Raw genomic sequence first — 24,112 nt, forward strand, 5'->3', positions numbered from 1 at the left:
ATCCGTTGGCGTTTATTCCAAAAGATATAAGTAATTGCATAGGCAGCCTCATTGACAAATTATTAGGAAAAAAATTGAATTGATTTGAGAATTATAAAGGTTTTTTTTACTAGATGTAGAATAGTTTATACAAGATGCAATTTTAAGGGGGAACTTGTCGTGGCGTGTCCTAATTGTGGGAGTGAAAATATTCAAGTAGTATCTCAATCAAAGGGTTTTGGGGCAGGGAGAGGATGCTGTGGATTCATAATCTTTGGGTGGGTAGGTTTATTATGCGGACTTTGCGGTATGGGAAAAAGCAAAATAAAAAGAGTTTGTACTAATTGTGGACATGTATTGAATTGATGAAATTCATTGATTATCCAAATTATATTAAAAAGACATGGCTATTTCTTTACAAGCTAGGAGCTGCAGGTGGATGTCATCAGATGCCTGAAAGAAGTTTTCGCTTTTTTGATATGCAATTTCCAGTATGCGCAAGGTGTACTGGTATTTATTTGGGCCAAATTATTGCAATACCATTCTTTTTAACAAATACAGTTTTAAAATTATATATTTGTTTTTTATTTTTGGTTATTATGTTATGTGATTGGTTAATTCAATTTTTTAAAATTAAGGAATCCACAAATTTCAGAAGATTTATTACTGGTAATATTGCTGGTATAGGACTTATGGGCTTATATTTTAATATATTTAAATTTTTATTGGCATTGATACGTTTATAGGATTTTTGCTCTGCTTCGCCAGGGCGTTGAAAATGAAATGATAGAAAAGGGATATGCTGGTATGAAGACTGTCATTCAGTATAAAAAACCAATTGGTGGTGATACTGCCATTTTACTTTTAAAGGTAAGATACTTCTTTACAGAGTAAGGACGAATTCAATCTCATACCGTTTTTAATTCTTGGACATACAATTATCATAGGCTTAATATCACCATTTTTTATGATTTGATCAGCTTTAGTGTTTATGCCCATTTCAAACATTATATTTTCGTCGCCACTTCTTCCATGTAGAAAATATAATACAGGCAGAGGAGTTGAACGTAACTATTGAAATTGAAAATACGAATAGTGCTCTTTGAAAATTGAATAATACGGTATTGAAAAATCGAAATATACCACGTTTTACAAATAAAAGATAATTATACATATAAAAACATGTTATAATTACTATTAGTTAAGACGACATCGTACAATAATGTACATCAAAGATAATTTATATAATAGGGGTATATTATGAGAAAATATGAATATAAATTTGAAAAAATAGATATGTAGTAAAATATGCAGTAACCTAAATAAGGTTGGAGAAAGTTGGTCAAATATGGATAATAATAACAATTCTAAAGATGATAAAAATCAAAACAACCAAAATTCTTATCTTGGTGCTGGAATTGGAATCGGATTACCACTTGGAGCTGGATTAGGGGTGTTATTTAATAATATAGCTATTGGAGCTGGATTGGGTATGCTTATTGGAATAGTTACTGGTGAACTAATGGACAAAAATACAAAGGGTGTAAAAAGAGACTTAATTAAGGTAGGTGTAGTGTGTACTATAGGTGTGATTCTTATATTATTGACACCTAAAGTTATTGGTTATTTATTCTAAATTAGCGGTTATTATATAAACATATCATTTATTTTTTATTGGCATGTTTATATATACTACTTGATATAAAAATATTGCATATTTCTAAATCTATTGATGGATTTATTGTCCTTATATTTGCTATTTGTGCTTATATATATAGACGTATTAGAAGAAAATCATTAGGTTAATAGCTAAATAGTGCTATACTGATTTTTTGCATTGAGCAATATAGGTGGACAAATCTACTTATATTTTTTTTAGTTTACGCTGCAACACTATTATGAGGGTAGAATAATATTATAAATTAATTATACAATATATATTATTATAAAAGAAGGGGGATTTATCATGGATACTTTGGATTTTATGTTTTTGATTTTCTTATTATTAGTCCTTTTCTTGTTATGTTTAATTGGAACTAGTTACTATCTTAATATATTCAAATGTATTAATGGTCTTAAAATTAAGCAGATTAATAAGAAATACACCATAGTTAATGAAAGAGAATGTTTAAAATTTTATGGAAAAAAACTTTTTATACTAGGATTTATAGACCTTATATATTGCTTAATAATTATTTTCTTTAACAATTTATTTAATATCGGCACGTGGGTTAGTATAGTGAGTATGGTTATTGTAAGTCGTTTATTTGATGATTCGTATAACGATTTTTTAAATAAAAATAATTAATATCTTTGAGATTAAATAGAATGTTACCTGTACTCTCAATTTTAATAGTTTTTTCAAGTAGAAAAAGTTAGTTATCATTTCTTGGTTGTTATCTAATTAGTAACAATATATATTTATCCTGCGAAATATTCTTATATTTATACAAAGTGATATATTTTTAATATTATAAAAATTGTAACTACGAAGTAACCACTGTTACATAACATATGTTGTACTTTTATTTTCTTGTTTTCTTTATAAAATCTTAATCCAATAAATAATTGTTGAGAACCTGTACATATTAACATAAGTGGTATTAATATTTTAAAATCTACAAAATCTAACAAACCAACTATATCCTCTTATTTTCCACTTTTTAGTCTCCCTTATTGATAAATATTTCTGCATCATTTTTTACCAATCCGTCATAAAATATAAAGATTGTGAATAAAACCATTAGATTTATCAATCTAAAATATTATTCAATTTTTCACTCTTTTGATTTCAATAATCATACATTACCTCCAACATAATTATTAAAATAAGTTCGTACCTGATTACAACTATTCATCTATAGCACAATTACGATTGTTGTAGCATTAAAGAATAAAACGACTTATTTGCAAACAGGATTTTGATCCAAATATTACCAAGGTGTTTTTCCTTGTAACCAACCTTTTTCTCTCCAATATTCTTTATCTTTATGACCATCCGAATAGCTACTCATAAGACTTCTAAATATCCTAAACAATATTTTTGTTTTTAACGGGATATAAACTTTTTTATTTTTCATTGAGTTATAAAAACCATATGATTTCTCGACCAAACGCTTCTCATATTTACTTTGTTTTTTGAGTGGCATTTCATTCCAATTTTTTGCCCGTAGAGTTAAACCACATTTATATACCTTTGGAATTCCCCAGTATCTTAAGCTTCTTTCTATTGGCTTTATCACATATTTTGTGCCTATACCAGCCGTTGTAGATATTACAAGAGCAGTCTTAGAAAACATTTTTTGTAATGGTCTATGACTCATAAAAATACACCCGAAATGATCAAGAAAAACTTTAACTTGTCCGCTTTCAGCTAACGAATAAACAGGGGAAGCTATAATGATACCATCGGAAAGTTTCATTGCTTCCAAAATAGGATGAGTATATTTAATATGAGGGCAACTTTCACCTCCAAAACTTCCTTTGTCAAAACATTGAAAACACCCACAACAAAATAACGGTAAGTCTTTTGGTAAATAAAAATTAAAAAAATCATTATTTTCAAGAGAATTCAACTTTGTTTTTACTATTTCTATGGTTCTTTCTGTATTACCACTCCTTTGGCTTCCATGTATTACGCATATTTTCACATTATTCACTTCCTCACCAAATATAATAATAGCCTTTAATTCGTATTAAAATACAGTTCCGACTAACAATATATATAATCATACCATAATTACCATAAATTTAGAACTATTACAATTTTTTTATAATAAGAAATAGTCTCAATCTGAATCTTACTCAATTGGTACTTGGATTACAATCGCTTTAATTTTTATAAAATAACAGTACAAAAGATAAAAAGTCTAGCGTAATTGCTAGGCTTTTTATGGCTGATTAATCTAGAACTGAGTTTAATTTCTATTATTTGCTTAATGAACTTATTAATGTATCTAAATCAGAACTTAATTTTTGTAATATTGGTGTTTCACTTGTTTGTAGTGAAGCTATATTATTAAGGTCGCTTACTAAAGCCGCATAATTTTTGTTGGTTACATCAGTTTTAGCGATTTTTTTATCAGCAACTAATTTTACAGTAATACCTTTTAATGAAGTTTTGTCAGCTTTGATAACAGCTCGCTCAGCTTTTAAAGCGTCCTTTTTAGCTTTTAAAGTTTTGTTAGTCTTATCTTGGGCTATTAATGTTTTAACTTGAACAAGTTTCCCTTTTATAGCAGCTTTAATTGTCTGATTAGTTTTATTGTTAGTCTTAATAGTTTGTTTTTCTAATTTTATTTGACTTGCATAAGGGACTCTAGCAGGATCTTTTTGAGTTGTAGCTGCTGCCTTAGTATCTGATTTAGTTGTTAATGTTTGAGCACTTACACCAAGTGGTATTAACATTGATAGGGCTAATGCGCCTAATATGTGTTTTTTTATCATAATATTTATTCCTCCAATATTTAATATATTTGTTTATAAGATTAATTATATACTCAAAATATGGTATAACAGTTAAATGATTATGTGAAATTGTGTGAATCATACACATATTATACGTGATTAGTATTTAAAAGGTTTTATTTGGTATACTTGTAGAAGGTAATTGATTAAAAGGAGATGTTTATAAAGCTATGAGTTATAAAATATATCTGGTAGAGGACGAAGAAAACTTAAACGATATATTGAAATCTTATCTTCAAAATGAGGGCTTACAGGTTACCACTTTTCTAAATGGACAATCCGCAAGAAATGCCATAGATAACGACGTTGACTTATGGGTGCTAGATATTACGCTTCCTGATATAGATGGATTTCAGCTACTAAAAGAAATAAAGGAAAAAAATAAAGATGTTCCTGTCATATTTATATCCGCAAGAGATCAAGATATTGATAGAATTATTGGCCTTGAAATGGGCAGTGATGATTATCTCGCAAAGCCATTTATGCCAAGAGAACTTGTTATAAGAGTACAAAAATTGTTAAATAGAGTTTATAACAATGATAAGGTTAAGCAAGTTTTAATTATTGAAGGTTATACTATTGATATAGATAGGAGATTAGTAAAGTTTAATGATGAAGTAGTATCTATGACCTCAGGGGAATTCGATCTGTTACTACTTTTAATAAATAAGAAAGGTGGAGCAGTCACAAGGGCGCAGATAATTAACGACCTATGGGGAGATAACTATTTTGGAAGTGACAGAGTAGTTGATGATTTGGTCAGGAGACTTAGAAAGAAAATTCCTGAATTAAAGGTAGAGACCATATATGGACATGGATACAGGTTATCCTGTTAGAAAGGACTTATTATGAAGAAGCTAAAGAATCGCCCCTTGGCTACACAAATATGGATTATATTCACATTAGTAATTATAATTGTGTTTGTTTTATTATCAGTATATTTTTCATTAACAATAAGATCGTTCTTTACCAATGAGATATATATAACTATTGAAGCGTCTCAAGAGAAATTAATCCAAAAGAGTACAGGTAGATATGACCTTAATGAAGAGGAGAATACGGCTACAGTAAGTAATGACATCCGTGCTGTAAAACACATGAGATTAAATTATAATAAATCTGAAACAAATATAGTGAAAATACAAAAAATTATACCAGATAATATTGAAGCGGAGTATTTCCTTAAGAAATTAAAAAAACAAGTGAAGAGCCAAACTAACACCACTCAAAGATATGCTCAAAGCACAAGTTCTGGCAGAATACTATATGTAATGAGAGCAACTGGGATCAATAAAAAAGGGAATTTCGAAATATCCTATATGTGGGATACATACAGAAATTCTTTGTATACGAGTTTAATAGGTAGGCTATTTTCTGTAATGATTATTGCATTAATCATATGTCTTATAGGCGCAAAATATATGGCTCAAAAGCTGGTGTTACCTCTAAGGGAATTGCAAGGCAGGGTAAAAAAAATAGGTATAAGACAGTGGCATGAAAGTATTGACATAGACAGAAATGATGAAATTGGGGAACTCTCGAAATCCATTGAGGAGATGAGAAAAGAACTCGTTAAGCAGGATGAATATGAACAGACGATGCTACAGAAGACGTCCCACGATTTAAAGACACCTTTAATGGTAATAAGGAGCTATGCGCATGCCGTAGAAGACGGAATTTACCCAAAGGGAGATTTGAAAAGTACAATGAAAGTTATTGATTATGAAACCCAAAAAATGCAAAAGAGGGTAAATGGTCTACTTTATTTAACCAAAATCAAGTATATGTCCAAGTATAAGAATGAATTTAAAAAAACAAACATCAAGGATTTAGCCGAAGGAATTATTGAAAGCTTTTTTTATAACAAGAAAGGTATTAAATTTGAGATTGAAATTGAAGATATTAGGGTAATCGGCGACGAAGAGCAATGGACTGTTGTTTTTGAAAATATAATAGAAAATGGATTAAGATATGCAAAAACCCTAATTAGGATAAATATATATGAAGACGATAAACAGCAGTACATTTCTATATATAATGATGGTGAAAAAATTCCTGATGATAGGCTTGAAAATATATTTTGGGCTTTTAACAAGGGCAATGAAGGCAATTTTGGTTTGGGTCTGGATATTGTAAAAAGAATAGTAAGTATGTACAATGGCAGTATAAAGGCTCAGAATGAAGATAGTGGTGTGTCTTTTATAGTGATCATTATGAAATAAAAATATGTTTACCTTCCTTTTAATTGGAAATTATGTTATAAATAACATATAAAAGAAATATTATATTATATAAAATCTTTTAAATTACAATAAAAGGGAGACGTATATGTTTGATAAAGTAAAAAAAACCAGTAAAAAAAATATAATATTAAGTATAGGAATTATACTATGCCTATGTATTGTAAGTTCCTATGGTTACACCAAATTTACACCTCGATGGTTTTCAAGTACAGATACGTATGCAGTAGTAAAGGAAGGATTTTTGACAAGGCAAGGATATACCAATGAATTGTCTAAACATATGTCACCGCAAGTTTTTAAAAGGATAAATATATATCAATATGGAGACTTAAATAGAAAAAAACCTTATAAAATAGATTTCACTTTAAAGGAAGATTCAAGAAGATATAAAAATGGTGTAGTCTATGTCAAAATGATTTATTCACTTAAAATAATGGATTTGCAAAATATACAAATAGGTCCAAAGAGTGGTTCACATGGTATTACAAATACATTTACTGTTAAAAATAAAAATGGTGTATGGTATATTATAGATAATTGGGAAGATTTATAAAATTAAAATACTATAGTTATCATAGATTGGATATAAGAAATTAAACTATGGTTTAAGTATATTTTTATGATACCATTTATCCACAAAATTCATCTCCTTATCATCAATCTAAAGCAAAATGTTTTTATATTAATCGATAGTAAGTAACCCATGAGAATAATATCTCATGGATTAATGATATCTTACTTCTTTGTGCTCCTAAAAATTAAATTTTTCCAGATATATTTTCCATCAATTGAGCTGTTGAATTTAATTCCTCGAGGGATGCGGCTATTTCTTGAAGTGTTGCTACTTGACCCTCAAATATACTAGTAGATTTACTTATTTTTTCATTTATGTTTTTTATAGAAGCACCAATGTTCTTCAATACATCATCTACCTTTTTAACTGATTCACTTGTTGATGTTGACAATTTTCTAATCTCTGTTGCGACTACTTTAAATCCTCTTCCGGCTTCCCCAGCTCTTGCAGCTTCAATTGCAGCATTTAACCCTAACATATTTGTTTTAGATGATATTGTTTGAATAAATTTAAGAATTTCATCTGTATTCTTTGAGTTATCATTAGCCTCTTGGACTTTTGAAGATATATCATCATTCATGGTAACTACATTCTGTACTCCTGCTGAAAGATCATTAATAGCAATTGATATTTGACTAAGTGCTGAGGATAAAGTTTGAGAAATATTTATTAATTCATTTGTTTTTATTAAACTTTTACCCATAACAACGCATCCATCAACTTTATTATGTTCATTATGAATAGGAATTGCATATGATCTAAATGGAATACCATATACCTCTTTTGGCACATTTTTAATAAGTATTTTATCATTTTTCATAGCCAGAAGAATTGCTCCCCCTTCAGGAACTTTATCACCTTCCCCTGATCTCAAATTCAAGTTTGAATTATACTGTACTTTTAAAAATGTTTCTGTATCTGTTATGGCAAAAGATACATCATCGTCAAAAAAACATGGCAAATAAGTTAACACATTAATAAACGAATTTAATAGTTCATTATCACAAATCGTTTTTTGCATTTGCATTTCGCTCCTTTTCTTTATATAACTAGCATATATTTTATTCGGTCAATAGGTAATTATACTATAATTACCATGATTTTCATATGGCGAATAAAAATATGAGCTGCTATATAGATGCTAAAAGATGAAAAACATTTTATATATTCAACTTTTTCTAAATCAAATATATCTATTTGCTATGAATACGAGCCTCTGATTCTTTACTCCATTTTACACCATAAATTTTTTCAAAGAAGGTTGGTCTATATAATATACGTTCTAAAAAGAAATAAGGGATGTAGTATGAAATAACATACATTATAAAACCAAGCCCTTCAATAGAAAAACCTACACCTTCTATTATTTCTCCACCAAAGAAAAACCAAATCATGTATACAATTACACCAATGATTCTCCATTTTTTTAATTCTTTCTTATCAATTATGATAAATTCATCAAAATTACTCATCTTTTGTACCCCCTCTGTAATTAAATATTATTTTAAATAAATTAAACAATAATATAAGTAGTTTAACACATCATTGTGTCGGAATAAAAGAATGTTACGTCGTAATAAATTGCTTCTGAACAAATTTATTTGATTAAAATTTTTTTTGTATAAGAGAATTAAAAACAAGTAACCAGAAGCAAAAACAATTAATAAATGCTACTTAATACAAATAATTGATATTGGTATGTAACATTTCGTCCATCACTTATTCCTAGATATTAACAATTAAAAACTTCTGAAATCAACCAACGTTAATGCTTAACGTTGTAAATTCACATAATGATGGTGGTACCCCATTAATCTAATCGGTTGTTCAATTTATAACATTTAGTATTAAAAACCATTTTAGATATGGAGAGTTATTATTTCTTAGCCTGATTTAAAATATCTGAAATATTGACATTAGGGTGATGATATCTTTTACGAGTTGGTGTTTTCTTTCCATATTGAATAGCTTCTTGAGGACACCACTGCAAACAAGCCAAGCACTGTTCACATTTACTATTCCATATTTGATTTCCACTATTCATATCAATATTGCAAACAGGACAAATCTTTTGGCATATACCACATTTATTACATTTTTCATCAATCCAAAAATTCTTATCCATTTTAGCAATATTCTTAGATGAATGGTTGTAAATTAAATTTGAAAATAATAAGTTTACAATCATGTTGTTATTTTCTTTTTTACCCTGCTTGTTAGTTTAATATATTCAGCAATGATTTTAACTTTTTTATCCCAATTATCAAACAATTCCTTTTGCTTTTCTTCGGGAAATGAACCATATTTCGGCACATAATTACCAGGCATATTTACGGTGAATCCTGCCGAAAGCTTTCCTTTACAACTTTCTATTACTTTTTCAAGTATGTTGATTGCAACACCAGGCATACCACCATGTGTCGCAATTGCATAAACGTATTTATCATTAATATCTTAAAATTTTTAATGAATCTTTCAATAATGAGAGGTATCCCCCACATATAAACTGGAAATATTATTACTACAACTTTGGCATCAGTTTTAATAATATCATGCCCTATTACATAAGGAATGGAAATAAGAACGCCCTCTATTTCTTTTGCAATATCTTTAGCTACTGTCAACGAATTTCCAGTACCTGCAAAACAATATACATTTGGTTTCATTCCAATACTCCTCTCTTTTAATAATATAGGAATCTATCTAAATATAACGTTTCACTTTATTCATATATTTTATATACAGTTCTCCAAATTCCTTAATACACCATCTTTCTTCTGAAAGAATAATCCAATGCGCTGATATTTGAAAACATATTAATAGCACAAGTAGTATCCATGATTGAGTTAGAAATACACACCCTAAGAAATAAATAAAATATGCAATGTACATAGGGTTTCGGGATACTCGATATAACCCATTTAAATTTATTCCGCTCATTTTAGGCTTAGCATAATTTATTATAGATATCCCATATAAAATAATTCCTAAACTATAGGTTATTAGACCTATGTAAAACCACTGAGAGTCTACCCTGATTTTAAGTAATAACAAATATAGTAAAATAAGGGTAGTTGAAATTTGATAAACCCAATATGCTACTTTTTCTCTTCCAATTACTGGAGCAAATAAACCTGCACGTTTAAGTGCTTCTTTATTTACTATACTTAAAAGCCCATACCTAATAAGTATAATTGGCACTACTGTCAAAACTGCATTCATTTTATCCCACCTTCTATATCTTTAATTTATAACTACTTCCAACCATTACATGTGGTCATTCGATTATACCTCATATTAATTTAACCTTTTTATATTTATTAATTGTGACGTAATAGTCTACGATTACGTAGTTAAAAAAGGTTATTTAACAAGCCTTTTTTCTGTGTTTAAGAATAAAGTCCATAATAAATGTTCCAATCAAAGCGAAAAATACATAGCCTAACGGAATAACCAAACAATATTTTTCTTGTCATATTCCATATAATCCATAAACATATGCCTACTTCACTTATAATTTTTATATCATTCACACTTAATCATCCTCCTCAATAAATTCAAAGACATCATCAATTTTCTTGTCAAAATAGTTAGCAATTTTAAAAGTTAATTTTAAAGATGGATTAAATGTTCCTCTTTCTATTTCAAGGATGGTTCCTCTCGAAACACCAATTGCTTCAGCTAATTCCTCTTGGGTTATTTCTTTTTCAGCTCTTAAAACTTTAATTTTAGTTTTAAACATTTTTGTCTTAGCCAAATATTAATGCACCTCCTTGTTAATCTATCCGATATAATTATACTCATATTAACACCTTTTCTTATCTTAACATAACAAAAATGTAATGTTAATGAAATATACTTCGATGGTCGTTGCAAATATTATTGTATATAATAATATTATCAAATGTCGTTAAAACAATTAATTTAAAATAAAGGGGGAATTATGAATGAAAAATATATTAAGTGTAGAAAAAATTGAAAAGTATTATGGAAATAAAGATAATGTCACAAAGGCTATAGACAGTATCGGTTTTAAAGTAGATGAAGGTGAGTTTGTTGGGATAATGGGACCTTCAGGAAGTGGTAAAACGACATTGCTTAATTGTATATCAACTATTGATAATGTCACTACAGGGAAAATAATAATAAATAATAGTGATATTACTAGGTTGAAATCAAAGGCATTAGATAAGTTTAGACAAAATGAGTTAGGTTTTATATTTCAAGATTTTAACCTACTAGACACTCTTACTTCTTATGAAAATATAGCCTTAGCATTAACAATAAAAGGGGAGAAAAGTTCAGAAATAGATGGGAAAATAAAATCAGTAGCAAAATATTTAGACATTGAACCAGAACTAAATAAATATCCTTATCAAATGTCAGGTGGACAAAAACAAAGAGTTGCTTCTGCAAGAGCAATAGTAACAGATCCATCCTTAGTACTTGCTGATGAACCAACAGGGGCTCTTGATTCTAAAACAGCTAGATTATTACTTGAAAAATTAGAAAGTCTAAACAAAGATTTAAAGACCACGATACTTATGGTTACCCATGATGCTTTTACAGCAAGCTATGCTCATAGAATTCTTTTTATTAAAGATGGAAAAATCTTTAGTGAGGTAGTAAGGGGTAAGGATACTAGAAAAGAATTCTTTAATAAAATTATAGAGGTTATAACTCTACTTGGAGGTGATGATAATGTATTCCAAAATAGCTGTAGGTAATGTAAAGAAGAGTTTTAAGGACTATGCTATATATTTTTTAACACTAACTTTAGCAGTTTGTATATTTTATAGTTTCAACTCAATTGGGTCACAAAAGGCACTTATACAAATGAAATCTGTATCTAAATTAATGAAAGTTATGTCTTATGTGTCAGTATTTATATCTATAATATTAGGTAGTTTAATATTATATGCAAATAATTTCTTGATAAAAAAACGTAAAAAAGAATTAGGAATATACATGACACTCGGTATGGGAAAAAGAAAAATATCTTTAATATTAGTAATGGAGACTTTTCTAGTTGGAGTTATATCTTTAATTAGTGGACTTATACTAGGAATTGGAGCATCACAAGGATTAGCCACCTTTGCATTAAAGTTATTTGATGTACCGATTAATGAATATAATTTTACAGTTTCAACAGGTTCAATAGGTAAAACTGTATTATACTTTGGAATAATGTTTTTACTTGTTATGATATTTAATGTATTTGTTATATCTAAATACAAGATAATCGATTTATTAACAGCAGGTAAAAAAAATCAAGATGTTAAATTCAAAAATTCTACTATATATTTAATAGCATTTATTTTATGCGTAGGATCACTTGGGTTTGCATATAAATCAATACTAAAAGTAGGTTTCAATGTACTAGACCCTATGGTCTTAATATCAATAGCTTTTGGAATATTAGGTACAGTGTTATTTTTCTTTAGCTTATCTGGACTTATATTATATGTAGTAAAGAAAAATAAAAAGGTTTATTTTAAAGGGTTAAATATATTTGTAATAAAACAGATAAATAGTAAAGTTAATACAAACTTCATATCAATGTCTTTAATTTGCTTAATGTTATTCTTCACAATAGTAAGTTTATCTATGGGAATAGGATTTAAAACAGTTATGGATGCAGGAATTAAAAATGCAACGCCCTTTGATGCCAGCATATCAGTAAGAAAAAATGATGGAGGCTACAATATAGAAGATGTTCTAAAGAAAATTAATTTTAAAATAAGTAAAAATGAAAAATCCGTAGTTCATAATGAATATCTTATAGGTATGAACGCTAGTGATTTTTTAACAACAGGAGATTTTAAAACGGACAAGGTAGTTTTTGTTAAACTATCTGATTATAATAAAATTTTAAAATTTAAGAATGAAAAAGAAGTAAATTTAACTAGGGATGAAGTTTTAATTTTATCCAATACTGATAAGTTTATGAAACCAATAAATGAAAAAATAAAAAAGAGTAATAAAATTAACATTAAAGGTAAAGAATACCTAATAAAAAACACTGAAGTTATAGAAGAAAATCTTCAAACTTCTTATTTTGTAAGTAGTTTTTTTACAATAGTTATAAATGATGAGTTTTTATCAGGTTACAAAATTAGTAACTCAGTACTTAATGTAAATTATTTAAATAAAAATAGAGAAAAATATAATAAAAAATATCAAATACGTCAGGATTATGGTAAAGGTGGTACGATAATCGGTATCTCAAAGGATGGGGCTCATTCAGAAAAAATGGTAACAACAAATCTATTAATATTTATCGTAATATATTTAGGTATTGTATTTTTAATAACTAGCATGGCAGTACTTGCTCTTCAACAATTATCAGAAGCTAGTGACAGTGTAGAAAGATATAAAGCTTTAAGGAGACTTGGTGCAAACGAAAAAATGATAAATAAAACAATTTTTGTTCAAACATTGATATATTTTAGTCTTCCAGTTAGTCTTGCATTAATTCATTCAGTGGTTGGAATTAAGGTAACTAGCAATTTAATAAATAGCTTACAAGAAACAAATATTAACTTTTCAGCATTAGTAGCAGCTTTAATATTTATTGTAATTTATGCAGGATACTTCTATACAACATATGTAGGATATAAAAATATTGTTAGGAATAACTTATAAAGAGCTCTATTTTATAAAACTTAGAATATGTTATGATATTAGGGTACAGAATAAAATAAGTAGGGTGGGATAGTCCATATGAAAAAAATTATTATTATTGAAGATGATGAAGTTATAAGAGAAGAATTACAAAATTTTTTAAAAAGATATGGATATGAAGTAAAAGCTCCTATGAATTTTAATAATATAATACAATATGTTGAAGATGAGAATGCAGAACTTATATTATTAGATATTAATCTTCCAGTGTTTGATGGTTATTATATATGTAGAGAAATACGAAAAACTTCAAGGGTTCCAATTATAATAGTTACAAGTAGAGATAGTGATTTAGATGAATTAATGAGTATGAATTTAGGCGCAGATGATTTTATAACAAAGCCTTATAATATAGAAATATTATTAGCAAGGATAACTAATATTTTAAGAAGAATAGGTGAAAGTTCAAAAACTAATAATATATTAAGTTATAAAGATTTTAATTTAAATCTTTCAAATGCAACTGTTATTTATAAGGATAAGTGCCTAGAATTAACGAAAAATGAGGTTAAGATACTCTCTTACTTAATAAACAATAAGGGGAATATAGTAAAACGAGATTCGCTTATGGAATATCTATGGAAATCAGATTATTTTGTAGATGATAGTACCTTAACTGTTAATATTAATAGATTAAGAAAAAAACTTGAAGAGATAGGCATAGAAAATACAATAGAAACAAGAAGAGGGCTCGGGTATATAATGTCATGAGTATAGGTGAATTTATTAAAGAAAAAATGGTGGTAATAATATCTAACATGCTGCTATTTATCATATTAGCAGCTATAATGATGATTATTATTAAAGTTAATTTCATTATAATTTTATTTATTTTTTTTATTTGGTTTTTGCCATTAATTTCTTATATGGCTTTAGAGTTTATAAAATTTAAAAATTATTATGATGAAATTAATAACCTATTAGAAAATTTAGATAAGAAATATCTACTTCCAGTGGTAATAAAGGAAGCAAACTTTATACAGGCGAAAAAGTTAAATTCTATACTTAAAGAGATAAGCCGCGATATGCACGAAAATGTAAAATATTATAAGGATATACAGGTAGAATATAGAGAATACATAGAGACCTGGGTACATGAAATTAAAACACCAATAGCGTCTACAAAGCTAATAATTGAAAATAATCGAGATGAAGTAACTAATAAAATAGACTTCCAGATGGATAGAATTGAAGGGTTTGTAGAACAGGTGCTTTATTATTCTCGAAGTGATGATGTTAGTAAAGACTATATTATAAAACAAATTAATCTTGATAATGTAGTAAGGAATGTAGTTAAAAGAAATTATAGAGATTTTATTCATAAGAAAATAAAATTAGATATAAAAGATATAAATGAAATTGTATATAGTGATAAGAAATGGATTGAATTTATTATTAATCAGATAATAGGAAACTCTATAAAGTACTCAAGTAGTAAAGAGCCAATGATAAGTATATATTCAATTAAGAAAGCTAATTCAGTAATGTTAACCATAGAGGATAATGGTGTAGGTATAATAGATAAAGATATAAATAGGGTATTTGAAAAAGGATTTACTGGTGAAAACGGAAGAAAGTTTAGTAAAAGTACAGGAATGGGATTGTATTTATGTGAAAAACTATGTTCAAAACTGGGTTTAAAAATTACTATTGATTCCGAGGCTAATAAAGGAACTAAAGTTACATTAATATTTCCTTTGTCTAGTATGGTAAATTTGGTATAATTATATATTATTAGTTGGTATTGTAAGATATAACGGATTAAAGAAGGGACGTTTATGAAAAAAATAATTGGAATTGATACAATTGAAAGAGTAAATATTAATGGAATTAATCAATGTATTTCAATCGTTATTGGTTTGTTAAATGGGTCAGTCTAAATATCTAAGTACTTTAAGACGAACTTAGATATTTAATCCTCACCACCATCACTTTTATGTCTAGATATATTACCGAAAGCTATAATAGCTAAAAAAACCAAGATACATAAGGTGATTACTATAATTGCTGTCCAAATGTTTGAAAAAATCGGAGCACTCACTTTGAAAAAGAAGGTTATGATAATTCCTAAAATCAGCATAAAAACAGATGCGATAATCATCCCTATTGTATAATTAGAAGTTTTATTTTCACTACTAACACCAATATATGATCCTGCCCATATTGTCTTAACAAGATAATATCCCATGCAAATAGTAATAATTACCAGAACATTAATAGGGTAAGACAGCCATCTAATTCCAAAACCATGAAGTCCGATATCTATAAAAAGTAGATAGAACATTGCCATAAAACAGTTATTCCCGATTTTGTTTCTTTTTTGGATTTGCATTTCATCAAGCTTATCATTTTTATTCATTATTATCATCCTCCCCAAAAATTTGGTCCAATGTTTTGCCAAGTACTTTGCATATATCTCTACACAACTGGATTGATGGATTATAACCACCATTTTCTATTGCATTTATCGTTTGTCTCGTCACTCCAACGGCTTCTGCTACTTCTTTTTGTGACATATCTTTACCAGCCCTCGTGGACTTAAATCTTAAATTTTTACTCACATCATCCACCTCTTAACAAAGAGTATTAAAGTATAAACATAACAAGATGATAAGTAGTGTTAAGATATTATAATTAAATGACTACAGAAAGTACATACATAAAATATAAAAAGCAGTAGTACGATAGGAGTGTGAAAAAGTGCTAAACAAAATAATTGGAGCTTTAATCTTTATTATTTTTTTAATGGCAGCAGTTTTTATTTATTTTTCTTATAGTATCCAAAGTGATAATAAAAATTCAACGAATTCTCCAGTCTCTGTAGCAGTAGCTGAACCAGCAGAAAATGTTATTACAAGCGGAACAAGTAAAGAACCTATTGTAATAACGCTAGAGAACTTTTATTGGGATGGCACCCGGTATATTGGTTCATTTAAAGTCACTAATAACACAGATTATATAATTCGTCAATTTACAATTAATGTAGATTACATGTATAGATATAAGGGGATGGAGGATGGTGGAGGGAGTACATATGCATTTTGTGCTGGGCTAGTACAACCTAAGAAAACTGATCACCTAACTGCATTTTTTCCAAAAGAAAGCAAGGTCGAAGATGTTGGAAGTCGTAAATTAACAAGTATGGGTACAACAGATTTTATTGTAAATAATAATGGGGTAGACCAACATATGGATCTAGATGAACTAAAAAAAATGGTAAATAGTAACGTTAATAATCAAGGTAATAAAATTAATAAAAAAAAGGTTACAGAAGAAGCTGCTAAAGCACAGCCACCCCAAAATAACAAAATAGATAATCAAAGTATTAAAATTACACAAGAGGAAGCAATAAGATTACTTAATAAAAGGCCCAAAGGCAATGGTATTATAAAAATTACTTACGAGATATTTTCACAAGACGAAACAACTATGAAACTACCGCCAAATGAAAAATATTTTATATTTTTACCGACTTTTCATGAAAGTGATGGACAACCATCAAATGGTGATACCTTATATTGTGTTGATAAGTATAATGGTAAAATGTATACATATTCTTCTACTGGTGAATTAAAAATTATTAAATAAGGTGAGTAATACTCGGTTGTTGAATTAATACTATCTTACTATGTAGTTATTACGGTAACAGTAGATAATTGCTTGTAAATGATTTAAAGTCGGTGGCGAAAAGTGGTGTACATATAAGAATATTAACAGGGAATTATCTTAATATCACTTAACCTGAAGTGAGAGAAATCTGAATTTGTGGTTGAAAATATAAAAAGAGTTCATATGTCGTCTATGTGAACTCTTTCAATTTAATCATCATTTTCTGAAAATGGTTCGATATCATTATCTTCCTGTATTTCGATTTTTTTTGTCACCAAAATTCTCCTGCATATATTTTGCACTAACCTGGAGACTCTTAATTGGATCATTATCTACCCAATTTTTATGAGTTTCTAATATAACCCCTTCTACTCCGTTTTTTATAGCAATTCCTGAGAGTGTATCCAGATCCATATTTCCATGTCCTAATTCAGTAGCATTTTCTTCTAGTATTGGTGTCATATAAGGACCTGATTTGGTACAACCGCGGTCATTTATATGCCATAATTTCATTCGACTACCAAGTTTTTTCATTAAAGCTGGAACATTAGCACCGCCATCGGTCATCCAGTAACTATCAAATTCGAAATTGACATATGCAGGATCTGTTTCCTCAATTAAAACGTCGTAAGCTGTTTTTTCAGAGGTTACCTTTTGCAGTTCACAATTATGATTATGATACAAAAGACGTATTCCTTTTTTTGAAAGAGCTTTTCCAGCCTGATCCAGGTGTTTGGCAAGTTTTTCCACGTCATCTAAACTACTATAATCAAATTTGTACATACCAGTAATAACTACAGTATTTGTCCCAAAATTTTTCGCTTCATCGGCTATCGCTTTTGGATCATTCTCAATGCTCCCTAGATCACTGTGTAAGCTTATGACCTTTAGTCCACTTTCTTTAATCAAATTTGGCCAATCAAGCTTGCCACCATTGCCAATAGGCATCCCTGAGAACTTTGTCATTAGTTTTACAAGCATAGAAGACCTGTGAATCATAAAATCATTTAATTCGATAGATTCATAACCTGCGTTATTGATATCAAGTAATGTATGTAAAGCATTATTATAATTACTACACATTGTTCCTATCATAATCTGTTGAACTGCAGTCGTAATATGTTCAGAATTATTTTTATCATTGCTTCTTACAACATCGTTTTGTTTTGCGTTTTGCTCCGTTTTGTGTGATTTCACAATTTTATTAATTCGGACATTTTCTTTGATTTCATAACCAGCAATAAGTATTATCACGAACATAATGCACACAATGATTACTGTTAATATTTTTTTTATATTTTTTTTCATTTTCACATCTCCTTTTCATTGATTTATTTCATGACTACGTTATAATAATATCAACATCTGTATATTTTGCAACCGACAGATGTTTTGAAAATGTCGAATATAATGGAGGATCTATGTTAGAAAAAAATAATGGCAACCAGAGGGTTATGTTAACAAAACGCTTGATTCGTGAGGCTTTATTAAAAATATTAAAGACACGTAATATTAATAAAATATCCATACGGGAATTATGCCAAGTTGCAGGAATTAATCGTACTACATTCTATAATCACTATGGAAGTCAATATGATGTATTAAATGAAATTGCTGAGACGTACATACAAAACACTTCATTTACCGTTATAAATGATATTGCGGCAGGCAAAAATATCGATGAATGTCTGACTCGGGTTCTACAATACATGAAAGACAACCTTGAATTTGCAAAACTTGTATTAGATTTAGATAATTATGACCTAATCACCCACATCACAATCTCACTACCGCAGTTTGATCATATGGTCATTAAACACTTACCAGAAAATCTTGATTTGGAGGAAAAGAAGGCGATTGCTTCGTATGTTCAGTATGGAGCAGTAAGACTTATTAAAGAATGGATTCTCTCAGATTGCTTGAAGTCACCGGAAAAAGAAGCAAAATTAATTTTATATATTGCTGGAAGAGTAATTGGTAATTGATAATCGCACATATGTTTTTTTATTTATTCGATATGATAAAATGATTTCAACAGAAACTCGAGAAAAAGCAGTGTGTTATACGACTGGATTGTATAGAGGGAAATACCATCCCTCATAATAGGGGGATTAGGCATTATTTGGATTCCATCATTTTTTAATTTACCAAAGATTTTCGATGCATTAGAAACCATAATTTCAACCTCCTCTTTTTAAATCATCTCCTGGGTCGCTGTAACAGATTTGAAGAAGATGCATTAACGACTTCAGAAGGAGATTTAGAATTATACTTAAGTTTTCTATTTGTTATAGTATGTAACTTTCTTATATAATTAGGAGACTTTCTTTCTGAAATGTCGTTAAAATTAATTACTATATTCTTCAATCTTTCCAAAAACTCCATGGCATTTATACCTTGGTCCAATAGAAATATGGCTGCGGCAATGTTTTTAAACTCATATAAATATTATAGAATTTGCTTAAATAAACTGTTGTTAAAATTCAGATTAGAATAGTGTAAAATCTTATAAGAACCTAATAAGATTTTAATTAAGTAAATAATATTAATTGCTAATAACTGACTGAAATCACTGAAGTGTAGGAAGTTAAATTTAAGTTAAAAATGCGAAGAAATCTAATTAAATTTAAAAGATTTCATTCCATCTTAAATTATGATTCAAACTGCTCCACAGGGGACAAGGATTATTTATTACCTAAATTAGCATCCTCATTAAAAAATGCAAAGACTCTAGATATGGCGGTAGGATTTTTAATGGAATCAGGAGTGAAATTACTTATAAATGATTTAAAACTGGTGTCGCAAAGTGGTGTACGGATAAGGATATTAACAGGGAATCATCTTAATATCACTCAACCTCAAGCTTTATATTTAGTAAAGGAAGCACTAGGGGATAAGGTGGATTTAAGGTTTTATAATATTAAGAATAAATCCTTTCACCCTAAGTCATACATATTTGAATACGAAGAGGATGGAGATGTTTTTATAGGATATTCTAATATGTCCAATTCTGCATTAACTAGTGGTATTGAATGGAATTATAGAATAAATCATCTCCTTCAGAGCTGCAGAATAAGAACTTAGAGGATTTTAGACATTTTAAGGATGTTTTTGAAGACTTATTTTTAAATCATTCTATAATTATTGACGATGATGAGCTTAGGCGTTATTCATAATTATGGAAAAGGACAAAATTCTTAATGTTTTTATTTTAGGTTACATACAAAATAACAAATGAAACAGCTATTAATTACCTCATAGCTGTTTCACTTGTTTTCTTATAAGTATTTTTTTATATCCTCAACTGTTTCTAAATCAAATATATCTGTTGCTATTTTATCAATAACACCCTCCGGTAAAGATCTAATCTTATCTGTATAATAATCAGAAAGACCATTGAATGTATTATCCACTAACTCATTCATATTATATATTTCATTGCTATTAGTTGTATTTTTAATCCAGCCTTTTAATAATAATTTTTCCTCAGAAGTGAGGTCATTAAAATTAATTACTATATTTTTCAATCTTTCCAAAAACTCCATGGCATTTATATCTTGGTCTAATAGAAATATGGCTGCGGCAATGTTTTTAAATTCATGTTCACTCACCTAAGTATATCAAATTTTGGACTGAAATAATATATATTATAATTTAGGTACTTGACATAGCAACATAGCGAATGGTCATTACACTCCACCGTTATATTTTTTCTGTGCCTTAAATATCATAACTAAGCCCCAAACAAAGAATATCCCAAAGCATATCCAACCATACGATGCCTTTGATACGAAATCAATAATAACCCATAGTATCATTCCTATTCCAATGAGAATACACGATTTACCCACTTTTTCTGTATAAGATTTTTTGTCTTTTTCAGCAACTATTGTATAATGATAATCATGTATTAGCGTTATCTGTTCTTTTTTCCAAATACGCCATCCTATAGAAATAAAATACAATCCTACAGGTAATAATATAATCATCATAACTATTAATTCAGACATATAATCATCCCCTTAGTCCAATATAAATAATTTGAAATTCTTAGTTAAATACAGTTATTCATCTATCGTAATTTTAAGTAGATGAAAAATATTTTACTATTGTGTTTGTATTTAATTATACAACATAGCAATGTAATTATTCGAATATTTAACAAAATTAAATATAAATAGCTTCCCTAATTTTAAAATCCTTTAATTTTGTATCAGAATGAGATGTGTGTGACTGAACTAATAAAGGAATCTACAAATTTCAGAAGATTTGTTACTGGTAATATTGCGGGTATAGGACTTATGGGTTTATATTTCACTAATATATTAAAGAAAGATCTGAAAAATTAGATTAATAAATATAATGACGAAATCCTCCATAGATATTGATATGTAGGATTTATGTTATAATAACGGAGATTATATGAATAAATGTCTAGTGATTTCTCAATATAGAGAGGACGGTTGATTTTATGAAAGAAAGAAATAAGTACTTGAAATATGCAGCTATCTTATTAATGGGTATTGCAATATTATTGCCAGCATTTAATGTATCATTTATTAAACAAGGAAATTATATAGATAAAGCATTCTTTTTTACGGCTTTATTAGGATATATTATTTTAATAATTGCAATAGTTTCAGGATACATAAAAAACGCTTGAAAAAATAAAATATAGGTAATTAATATTACTAAAATTACAATTAAGGGAACCTTACATGGTTCCTTTAAAAATTTCAACTTATCATAATCGACGTAACGATAGTATAAGGCTCATTTCAAAACCTAAATTAATTATATCGTACCAAAACACCTATGTTTAATAGTTGATTTTGGTAGTTATATCCATTCCACATTTAAAGAAGTGGGCTTTCTTCATAAAATTGTAAATAATAATACTCATAAGACCAAGTATTAAAACTGGATTTTTTAGTGGTAGAAATAATGATAGTGATAAATATAATAGTAGAAAAGCCTTAGGTTTCTGTACCAGTAGGGATCACTTTGTATACAAGAGTAAATTTTTTATGAAAATTAAGTAAATTATAGGGAATATATGCTATAATAATATATATTTTAGTAAAAAAGTCTAATATTAGTAAGATGTGGCTTTTGAATGATGTTGGTAAATTTAATTCTAAAGCTTAACTATGCGAATATAAAGAAAGGGAATGATTATTGGTGGCTGGTAAAATAAGAGAAATGATAAATCAGATTATTCAAGAACGTTCTAAAGGCAATCCTGCTATTAGAGAAATGACTATATCTAAATTAATTCTGAAAGGACTTAATCCTAACAAATTTGATAGTCACTCAGCTGATGATCCGGAAATTGTCCGAAAACTTCTTAAAATCGCTAAACAATTGAATGTAAGAAAGATGGAAGATAACGATATGAATATAAAATCCGTGTTTTCAACAAAACCTTTAGAAAAAGAGATTGTATTGGATATTAGAAGTCAGTTAAATAATTGTAATGCAAAGATATTAATATTCTTCACTTCTTCTAATTTTGACCAAGACAAGTTAAGTAATCTGCTGCAAGAAGCTTTTGTGGATTGCATAGTAGTTGGATGTTCTACTGCTGGTGAAATAGTAAGTGGTGAGTTGTTGAAAAATTCTGTTGTAGCAATGGCTATTAATTCAAATATTATTTCTGATGCAAAAGTGGAAGTAATTGAACATATGAAAGAAAATCTAAGCTTAGAAGCGGCATTTACTTCCTTTGAGAAATACTTTAATGAGAGTTTATATACAATGGATGCAACAAAATTTGTTGGTATTGTTTTAATTGATGGTGTAAGTAGGAAAGAAGAAAAAATCATGGATTTAATCGGTAATAGAACTAACGTTTTTTTTGTTGGTGGGTCTGCAGGGGATGATTTTAAATATTTTGAAACGCATGTTTGTGCAAATGGAAAGGCATATGCTGATTCAGCAGTTCTTATAATGTTGAAAATAAACGACAATGCTGAATTCAGTATTATTAAAACACAAAGTTTCAAAGCTTTGGATCATACATTTACTGCAAATAATGTTAATGAAGAAACTAGAGAAGTCATCGAATTTAATAATAAGCCTGCTATCTTGGAATATGCAGAGGCAGTAGGGGCAGCTTCAATTGAAGATGCTACAAAATACTTTAAGACCAATCCAGTTGGTTTATTAGTTGGAGATAATGATATGTTCATAAGAAGTCCCCAACAAATAAAGGGAACCAGTATGTTATTTTATTGCAATATACTTAAAGGTATGGAAGTCAGATTGATGCAGTGTACAAATATAGTTGAAGATACAAGGAACGCTATTGAAAATAAAATAAAAGAATTTGGAAGAATAGATGGTCTCATAAATTTTAATTGTGTAGAGCGGACACTTGAATTGGAGAGAAACGATCTTGAAAAGCAGTATGGTGAAATATTTAGTGATATTCCGACCATAGGTTTCTCCACTTATGGTGAAGAATTTATTGGACATATAAATCAGACAGCTACTATGCTTGTTTTCAAATTAAAAGCAAATATATAACTTGATTTCTATTAAAATATTTTGAAAT

The 24,112-nt window shown here is 28.5% G+C and carries 32 protein-coding genes and 1 pseudogene; 16 read left to right on the forward strand and 17 right to left on the reverse strand.

Annotated features, from left to right (window positions below):
- The first annotated feature begins 159 nt into the window (after positions 1 to 159).
- Positions 160 to 345, forward strand: a complete 186-nt coding sequence (locus A7L45_RS07600) for an LITAF-like zinc ribbon domain-containing protein (RefSeq protein ID WP_084647386.1) — start codon at positions 160 to 162, stop codon at positions 343 to 345.
- Positions 345 to 725: a DUF2085 domain-containing protein gene (locus A7L45_RS07605; RefSeq protein WP_071612222.1), complete on the forward strand. Its 381-nt coding sequence runs from the start codon at positions 345 to 347 to the stop codon at positions 723 to 725. The genes A7L45_RS07600 and A7L45_RS07605 overlap by 1 nt, the downstream gene beginning before the upstream one ends.
- A 130-nt stretch (positions 726 to 855) precedes the next feature.
- Here the strand turns inward: A7L45_RS07605 and A7L45_RS23730 are convergent.
- Positions 856 to 1,041, reverse strand: a pseudogene (locus tag A7L45_RS23730) (alpha/beta hydrolase); the annotation flags it as partial.
- Positions 1,042 to 1,327: 286 nt separating this feature from the next.
- On the opposite strand from A7L45_RS23730, the gene A7L45_RS23475 reads away from it, so the two are divergent.
- Together A7L45_RS23475 and A7L45_RS07620 are read left to right on the forward strand one after the other, a co-directional pair.
- Positions 1,328 to 1,615 carry a glycine zipper domain-containing protein gene (locus tag A7L45_RS23475; RefSeq protein ID WP_071612223.1) on the forward strand — a complete coding sequence of 96 codons (288 nt, stop codon included), beginning with the start codon at positions 1,328 to 1,330 and terminating at the stop codon, positions 1,613 to 1,615.
- Positions 1,616 to 1,945: 330 nt separating this feature from the next.
- Positions 1,946 to 2,287, forward strand: a complete 342-nt coding sequence (locus A7L45_RS07620) for a hypothetical protein (protein ID WP_071612224.1) — start codon at positions 1,946 to 1,948, stop codon at positions 2,285 to 2,287.
- A gap of 137 nt (positions 2,288 to 2,424) precedes the next feature.
- Here the strand turns inward: A7L45_RS07620 and A7L45_RS07625 are convergent, their stop codons facing one another.
- From A7L45_RS07625 to A7L45_RS07635, 3 genes are all read right to left on the reverse strand, one after another.
- Positions 2,425 to 2,613: a hypothetical protein gene (locus A7L45_RS07625; protein ID WP_071612225.1), complete on the reverse strand. Its 189-nt coding sequence runs from the start codon at positions 2,611 to 2,613 to the stop codon at positions 2,425 to 2,427.
- 299 nt (positions 2,614 to 2,912) lie between these two features.
- Positions 2,913 to 3,629 (reverse strand): flavodoxin family protein, encoded by a 717-nt coding sequence (locus A7L45_RS07630; protein WP_071612226.1) that lies wholly within the window; start codon positions 3,627 to 3,629, stop codon positions 2,913 to 2,915.
- 277 nt (positions 3,630 to 3,906) lie between these two features.
- The gene (locus tag A7L45_RS07635) at positions 3,907 to 4,425 is read right to left on the reverse strand and encodes a hypothetical protein (RefSeq protein WP_071612227.1); all 519 of its coding nucleotides are present in this window, start codon (positions 4,423 to 4,425) and stop codon (positions 3,907 to 3,909) included.
- Positions 4,426 to 4,616: 191 nt separating this feature from the next.
- On the opposite strand from A7L45_RS07635, the gene A7L45_RS07640 reads away from it, so the two are divergent.
- The 3 genes from A7L45_RS07640 (at position 4,617) to A7L45_RS07650 (ending at position 7,242) form a co-directional block, all read left to right on the forward strand.
- On the forward strand, positions 4,617 to 5,282 hold the full coding sequence (locus A7L45_RS07640; protein WP_071612228.1) for a response regulator transcription factor: 666 nt from the start codon (positions 4,617 to 4,619) through the stop codon (positions 5,280 to 5,282).
- A 12-nt stretch (positions 5,283 to 5,294) separates the two neighbouring features.
- The gene (locus A7L45_RS07645) at positions 5,295 to 6,668 is read left to right on the forward strand and encodes a HAMP domain-containing sensor histidine kinase (RefSeq protein ID WP_071612229.1); all 1,374 of its coding nucleotides are present in this window, start codon (positions 5,295 to 5,297) and stop codon (positions 6,666 to 6,668) included.
- A gap of 106 nt (positions 6,669 to 6,774) precedes the next feature.
- A complete protein-coding gene (locus A7L45_RS07650) occupies positions 6,775 to 7,242 on the forward strand; it encodes a hypothetical protein (RefSeq protein WP_071612230.1) in 468 nt (155 codons plus the stop codon).
- 205 nt (positions 7,243 to 7,447) lie between these two features.
- On the opposite strand, the gene A7L45_RS07655 is transcribed toward A7L45_RS07650, so the two are convergent.
- The 8 genes from A7L45_RS07655 to A7L45_RS07675 form a co-directional block, all read right to left on the reverse strand.
- Entirely contained in the window at positions 7,448 to 8,284 is an 837-nt protein-coding gene (locus tag A7L45_RS07655) for a methyl-accepting chemotaxis protein (protein WP_071612231.1), read from the reverse strand.
- 172 nt (positions 8,285 to 8,456) lie between these two features.
- Positions 8,457 to 8,735 carry a hypothetical protein gene (locus A7L45_RS07660; RefSeq protein WP_071612232.1) on the reverse strand — a complete coding sequence of 93 codons (279 nt, stop codon included), beginning with the start codon at positions 8,733 to 8,735 and terminating at the stop codon, positions 8,457 to 8,459.
- A 404-nt stretch (positions 8,736 to 9,139) separates the two neighbouring features.
- The gene (locus tag A7L45_RS22515) at positions 9,140 to 9,451 is read right to left on the reverse strand and encodes an EFR1 family ferrodoxin (protein WP_084647387.1); all 312 of its coding nucleotides are present in this window, start codon (positions 9,449 to 9,451) and stop codon (positions 9,140 to 9,142) included.
- On the reverse strand, positions 9,448 to 9,672 hold the full coding sequence (locus A7L45_RS22520; protein WP_084647388.1) for a hypothetical protein: 225 nt from the start codon (positions 9,670 to 9,672) through the stop codon (positions 9,448 to 9,450). The genes A7L45_RS22515 and A7L45_RS22520 overlap by 4 nt, the downstream gene beginning before the upstream one ends.
- Complete coding sequence (locus A7L45_RS22525; protein WP_084647389.1) at positions 9,636 to 9,929, reverse strand: flavodoxin family protein; 294 nt, start codon at positions 9,927 to 9,929, stop codon at positions 9,636 to 9,638. The genes A7L45_RS22520 and A7L45_RS22525 overlap by 37 nt, the downstream gene beginning before the upstream one ends.
- Before the next feature lie 37 nt (positions 9,930 to 9,966).
- Positions 9,967 to 10,485, reverse strand: coding sequence for a methyltransferase family protein (locus A7L45_RS07670; protein ID WP_071612233.1), 519 nt, complete (start codon positions 10,483 to 10,485; stop codon positions 9,967 to 9,969).
- A 167-nt stretch (positions 10,486 to 10,652) separates the two neighbouring features.
- Positions 10,653 to 10,796 carry a hypothetical protein gene (locus A7L45_RS23150; RefSeq protein ID WP_169829576.1) on the reverse strand — a complete coding sequence of 48 codons (144 nt, stop codon included), beginning with the start codon at positions 10,794 to 10,796 and terminating at the stop codon, positions 10,653 to 10,655.
- 2 nt (positions 10,797 to 10,798) lie between these two features.
- Positions 10,799 to 11,020: a helix-turn-helix transcriptional regulator gene (locus A7L45_RS07675; RefSeq protein ID WP_439711244.1), complete on the reverse strand. Its 222-nt coding sequence runs from the start codon at positions 11,018 to 11,020 to the stop codon at positions 10,799 to 10,801.
- Positions 11,021 to 11,210: 190 nt separating this feature from the next.
- Between A7L45_RS07675 and A7L45_RS07680 the strand changes: the two genes are divergently transcribed.
- The 4 genes from A7L45_RS07680 to A7L45_RS07695 all read left to right on the forward strand — a co-directional run bounded on the left by A7L45_RS07680 (position 11,211) and on the right by A7L45_RS07695 (position 15,671).
- On the forward strand, positions 11,211 to 11,990 hold the full coding sequence (locus A7L45_RS07680; protein ID WP_071612234.1) for an ABC transporter ATP-binding protein: 780 nt from the start codon (positions 11,211 to 11,213) through the stop codon (positions 11,988 to 11,990).
- Positions 11,965 to 13,908: an FtsX-like permease family protein gene (locus A7L45_RS07685; RefSeq protein WP_071612235.1), complete on the forward strand. Its 1,944-nt coding sequence runs from the start codon at positions 11,965 to 11,967 to the stop codon at positions 13,906 to 13,908. The genes A7L45_RS07680 and A7L45_RS07685 overlap by 26 nt, the downstream gene beginning before the upstream one ends.
- 78 nt (positions 13,909 to 13,986) lie before the next feature.
- Positions 13,987 to 14,658, forward strand: a complete 672-nt coding sequence (locus tag A7L45_RS07690; RefSeq protein WP_071612236.1) for a response regulator transcription factor — start codon at positions 13,987 to 13,989, stop codon at positions 14,656 to 14,658.
- Positions 14,655 to 15,671, forward strand: coding sequence for a sensor histidine kinase (locus A7L45_RS07695; RefSeq protein WP_071612237.1), 1,017 nt, complete (start codon positions 14,655 to 14,657; stop codon positions 15,669 to 15,671). Before A7L45_RS07690 ends, A7L45_RS07695 begins: the two co-directional genes overlap by 4 nt.
- 188 nt (positions 15,672 to 15,859) lie before the next feature.
- On the opposite strand, the gene A7L45_RS07700 is transcribed toward A7L45_RS07695, so the two are convergent.
- Complete coding sequence (locus tag A7L45_RS07700) at positions 15,860 to 16,306, reverse strand: DUF6773 family protein (RefSeq protein WP_071612238.1); 447 nt, start codon at positions 16,304 to 16,306, stop codon at positions 15,860 to 15,862.
- Positions 16,299 to 16,508, reverse strand: a complete 210-nt coding sequence (locus tag A7L45_RS07705) for a helix-turn-helix transcriptional regulator (RefSeq protein WP_071612239.1) — start codon at positions 16,506 to 16,508, stop codon at positions 16,299 to 16,301. Before A7L45_RS07705 ends, A7L45_RS07700 begins: the two co-directional genes overlap by 8 nt.
- 139 nt (positions 16,509 to 16,647) lie before the next feature.
- Between A7L45_RS07705 and A7L45_RS07710 the strand changes: the two genes are divergently transcribed.
- Positions 16,648 to 17,535: a hypothetical protein gene (locus A7L45_RS07710; protein WP_071612240.1), complete on the forward strand. Its 888-nt coding sequence runs from the start codon at positions 16,648 to 16,650 to the stop codon at positions 17,533 to 17,535.
- Between the two features lie 264 nt (positions 17,536 to 17,799).
- On the opposite strand, the gene A7L45_RS07715 is transcribed toward A7L45_RS07710, so the two are convergent.
- A complete protein-coding gene (locus A7L45_RS07715; protein ID WP_084647577.1) occupies positions 17,800 to 18,816 on the reverse strand; it encodes a sugar phosphate isomerase/epimerase family protein in 1,017 nt (338 codons plus the stop codon).
- A gap of 161 nt (positions 18,817 to 18,977) precedes the next feature.
- Here A7L45_RS07715 and A7L45_RS07720 point away from each other — a divergent pair, with 161 nt between their 5' ends.
- Positions 18,978 to 19,541 carry a TetR/AcrR family transcriptional regulator gene (locus A7L45_RS07720; protein WP_071612241.1) on the forward strand — a complete coding sequence of 188 codons (564 nt, stop codon included), beginning with the start codon at positions 18,978 to 18,980 and terminating at the stop codon, positions 19,539 to 19,541.
- Positions 19,542 to 20,160: 619 nt separating this feature from the next.
- Positions 20,161 to 20,640 (forward strand): phospholipase D-like domain-containing protein, encoded by a 480-nt coding sequence (locus A7L45_RS07725; RefSeq protein WP_071612242.1) that lies wholly within the window; start codon positions 20,161 to 20,163, stop codon positions 20,638 to 20,640.
- A 194-nt stretch (positions 20,641 to 20,834) separates the two neighbouring features.
- On the opposite strand, the gene A7L45_RS07730 is transcribed toward A7L45_RS07725, so the two are convergent.
- Both A7L45_RS07730 and A7L45_RS07735 read right to left on the reverse strand, forming a co-directional pair.
- Positions 20,835 to 21,167 carry a hypothetical protein gene (locus A7L45_RS07730; RefSeq protein WP_151553327.1) on the reverse strand — a complete coding sequence of 111 codons (333 nt, stop codon included), beginning with the start codon at positions 21,165 to 21,167 and terminating at the stop codon, positions 20,835 to 20,837.
- Between the two features lie 78 nt (positions 21,168 to 21,245).
- Entirely contained in the window at positions 21,246 to 21,566 is a 321-nt protein-coding gene (locus A7L45_RS07735) for a DUF3784 domain-containing protein (protein WP_071612244.1), read from the reverse strand.
- A 461-nt stretch (positions 21,567 to 22,027) separates the two neighbouring features.
- Here A7L45_RS07735 and A7L45_RS07740 point away from each other — a divergent pair, with 461 nt between their 5' ends.
- On the forward strand, positions 22,028 to 22,219 hold the full coding sequence (locus A7L45_RS07740; protein ID WP_071612245.1) for a hypothetical protein: 192 nt from the start codon (positions 22,028 to 22,030) through the stop codon (positions 22,217 to 22,219).
- A gap of 518 nt (positions 22,220 to 22,737) precedes the next feature.
- Positions 22,738 to 24,084: an FIST signal transduction protein gene (locus tag A7L45_RS07745; protein WP_071614907.1), complete on the forward strand. Its 1,347-nt coding sequence runs from the start codon at positions 22,738 to 22,740 to the stop codon at positions 24,082 to 24,084.
- The last annotated feature ends 28 nt before the right edge of the window (positions 24,085 to 24,112 follow it).

The sequence above is a fragment of the Clostridium estertheticum subsp. estertheticum genome (assembly GCF_001877035.1).
Classification (GTDB): Bacteria; Bacillota; Clostridia; order Clostridiales; family Clostridiaceae; genus Clostridium_AD; species Clostridium_AD estertheticum.

Bases quoted from the DNA above. Each gene is read 5' to 3' on its own strand.
- A7L45_RS07605 (WP_071612222.1), top strand. From the start codon at position 345: ATGAAATTCATTGATTATCCAAATTATATTAAAAAGACATGGCTATTT.
- A7L45_RS23475 (WP_071612223.1), top strand. From the start codon at position 1,328: ATGGATAATAATAACAATTCTAAAGATGATAAAAATCAAAACAACCAA.
- A7L45_RS07620 (WP_071612224.1), top strand. From the start codon at position 1,946: ATGGATACTTTGGATTTTATGTTTTTGATTTTCTTATTATTAGTCCTT.
- A7L45_RS07635 (WP_071612227.1), bottom strand. From the start codon at position 4,425: ATGATAAAAAAACACATATTAGGCGCATTAGCCCTATCAATGTTAATA.
- A7L45_RS07640 (WP_071612228.1), top strand. From the start codon at position 4,617: ATGAGTTATAAAATATATCTGGTAGAGGACGAAGAAAACTTAAACGAT.
- A7L45_RS07645 (WP_071612229.1), top strand. From the start codon at position 5,295: ATGAAGAAGCTAAAGAATCGCCCCTTGGCTACACAAATATGGATTATA.
- A7L45_RS07650 (WP_071612230.1), top strand. From the start codon at position 6,775: ATGTTTGATAAAGTAAAAAAAACCAGTAAAAAAAATATAATATTAAGT.
- A7L45_RS07655 (WP_071612231.1), bottom strand. From the start codon at position 8,284: ATGCAAAAAACGATTTGTGATAATGAACTATTAAATTCGTTTATTAAT.
- A7L45_RS07660 (WP_071612232.1), bottom strand. From the start codon at position 8,735: ATGAGTAATTTTGATGAATTTATCATAATTGATAAGAAAGAATTAAAA.
- A7L45_RS22515 (WP_084647387.1), bottom strand. From the start codon at position 9,451: ATGATTGTAAACTTATTATTTTCAAATTTAATTTACAACCATTCATCT.
- A7L45_RS22520 (WP_084647388.1), bottom strand. From the start codon at position 9,672: ATGCCTGGTGTTGCAATCAACATACTTGAAAAAGTAATAGAAAGTTGT.
- A7L45_RS22525 (WP_084647389.1), bottom strand. From the start codon at position 9,929: ATGAAACCAAATGTATATTGTTTTGCAGGTACTGGAAATTCGTTGACA.
- A7L45_RS07670 (WP_071612233.1), bottom strand. From the start codon at position 10,485: ATGAATGCAGTTTTGACAGTAGTGCCAATTATACTTATTAGGTATGGG.
- A7L45_RS07680 (WP_071612234.1), top strand. From the start codon at position 11,211: ATGAAAAATATATTAAGTGTAGAAAAAATTGAAAAGTATTATGGAAAT.
- A7L45_RS07685 (WP_071612235.1), top strand. From the start codon at position 11,965: ATGTATTCCAAAATAGCTGTAGGTAATGTAAAGAAGAGTTTTAAGGAC.
- A7L45_RS07690 (WP_071612236.1), top strand. From the start codon at position 13,987: ATGAAAAAAATTATTATTATTGAAGATGATGAAGTTATAAGAGAAGAA.
- A7L45_RS07695 (WP_071612237.1), top strand. From the start codon at position 14,655: ATGAGTATAGGTGAATTTATTAAAGAAAAAATGGTGGTAATAATATCT.
- A7L45_RS07700 (WP_071612238.1), bottom strand. From the start codon at position 16,306: ATGAATAAAAATGATAAGCTTGATGAAATGCAAATCCAAAAAAGAAAC.
- A7L45_RS07715 (WP_084647577.1), bottom strand. From the start codon at position 18,816: ATGTTCGTGATAATACTTATTGCTGGTTATGAAATCAAAGAAAATGTC.
- A7L45_RS07720 (WP_071612241.1), top strand. From the start codon at position 18,978: ATGTTAGAAAAAAATAATGGCAACCAGAGGGTTATGTTAACAAAACGC.
- A7L45_RS07725 (WP_071612242.1), top strand. From the start codon at position 20,161: ATGCGAAGAAATCTAATTAAATTTAAAAGATTTCATTCCATCTTAAAT.
- A7L45_RS07735 (WP_071612244.1), bottom strand. From the start codon at position 21,566: ATGTCTGAATTAATAGTTATGATGATTATATTATTACCTGTAGGATTG.
- A7L45_RS07740 (WP_071612245.1), top strand. From the start codon at position 22,028: ATGAAAGAAAGAAATAAGTACTTGAAATATGCAGCTATCTTATTAATG.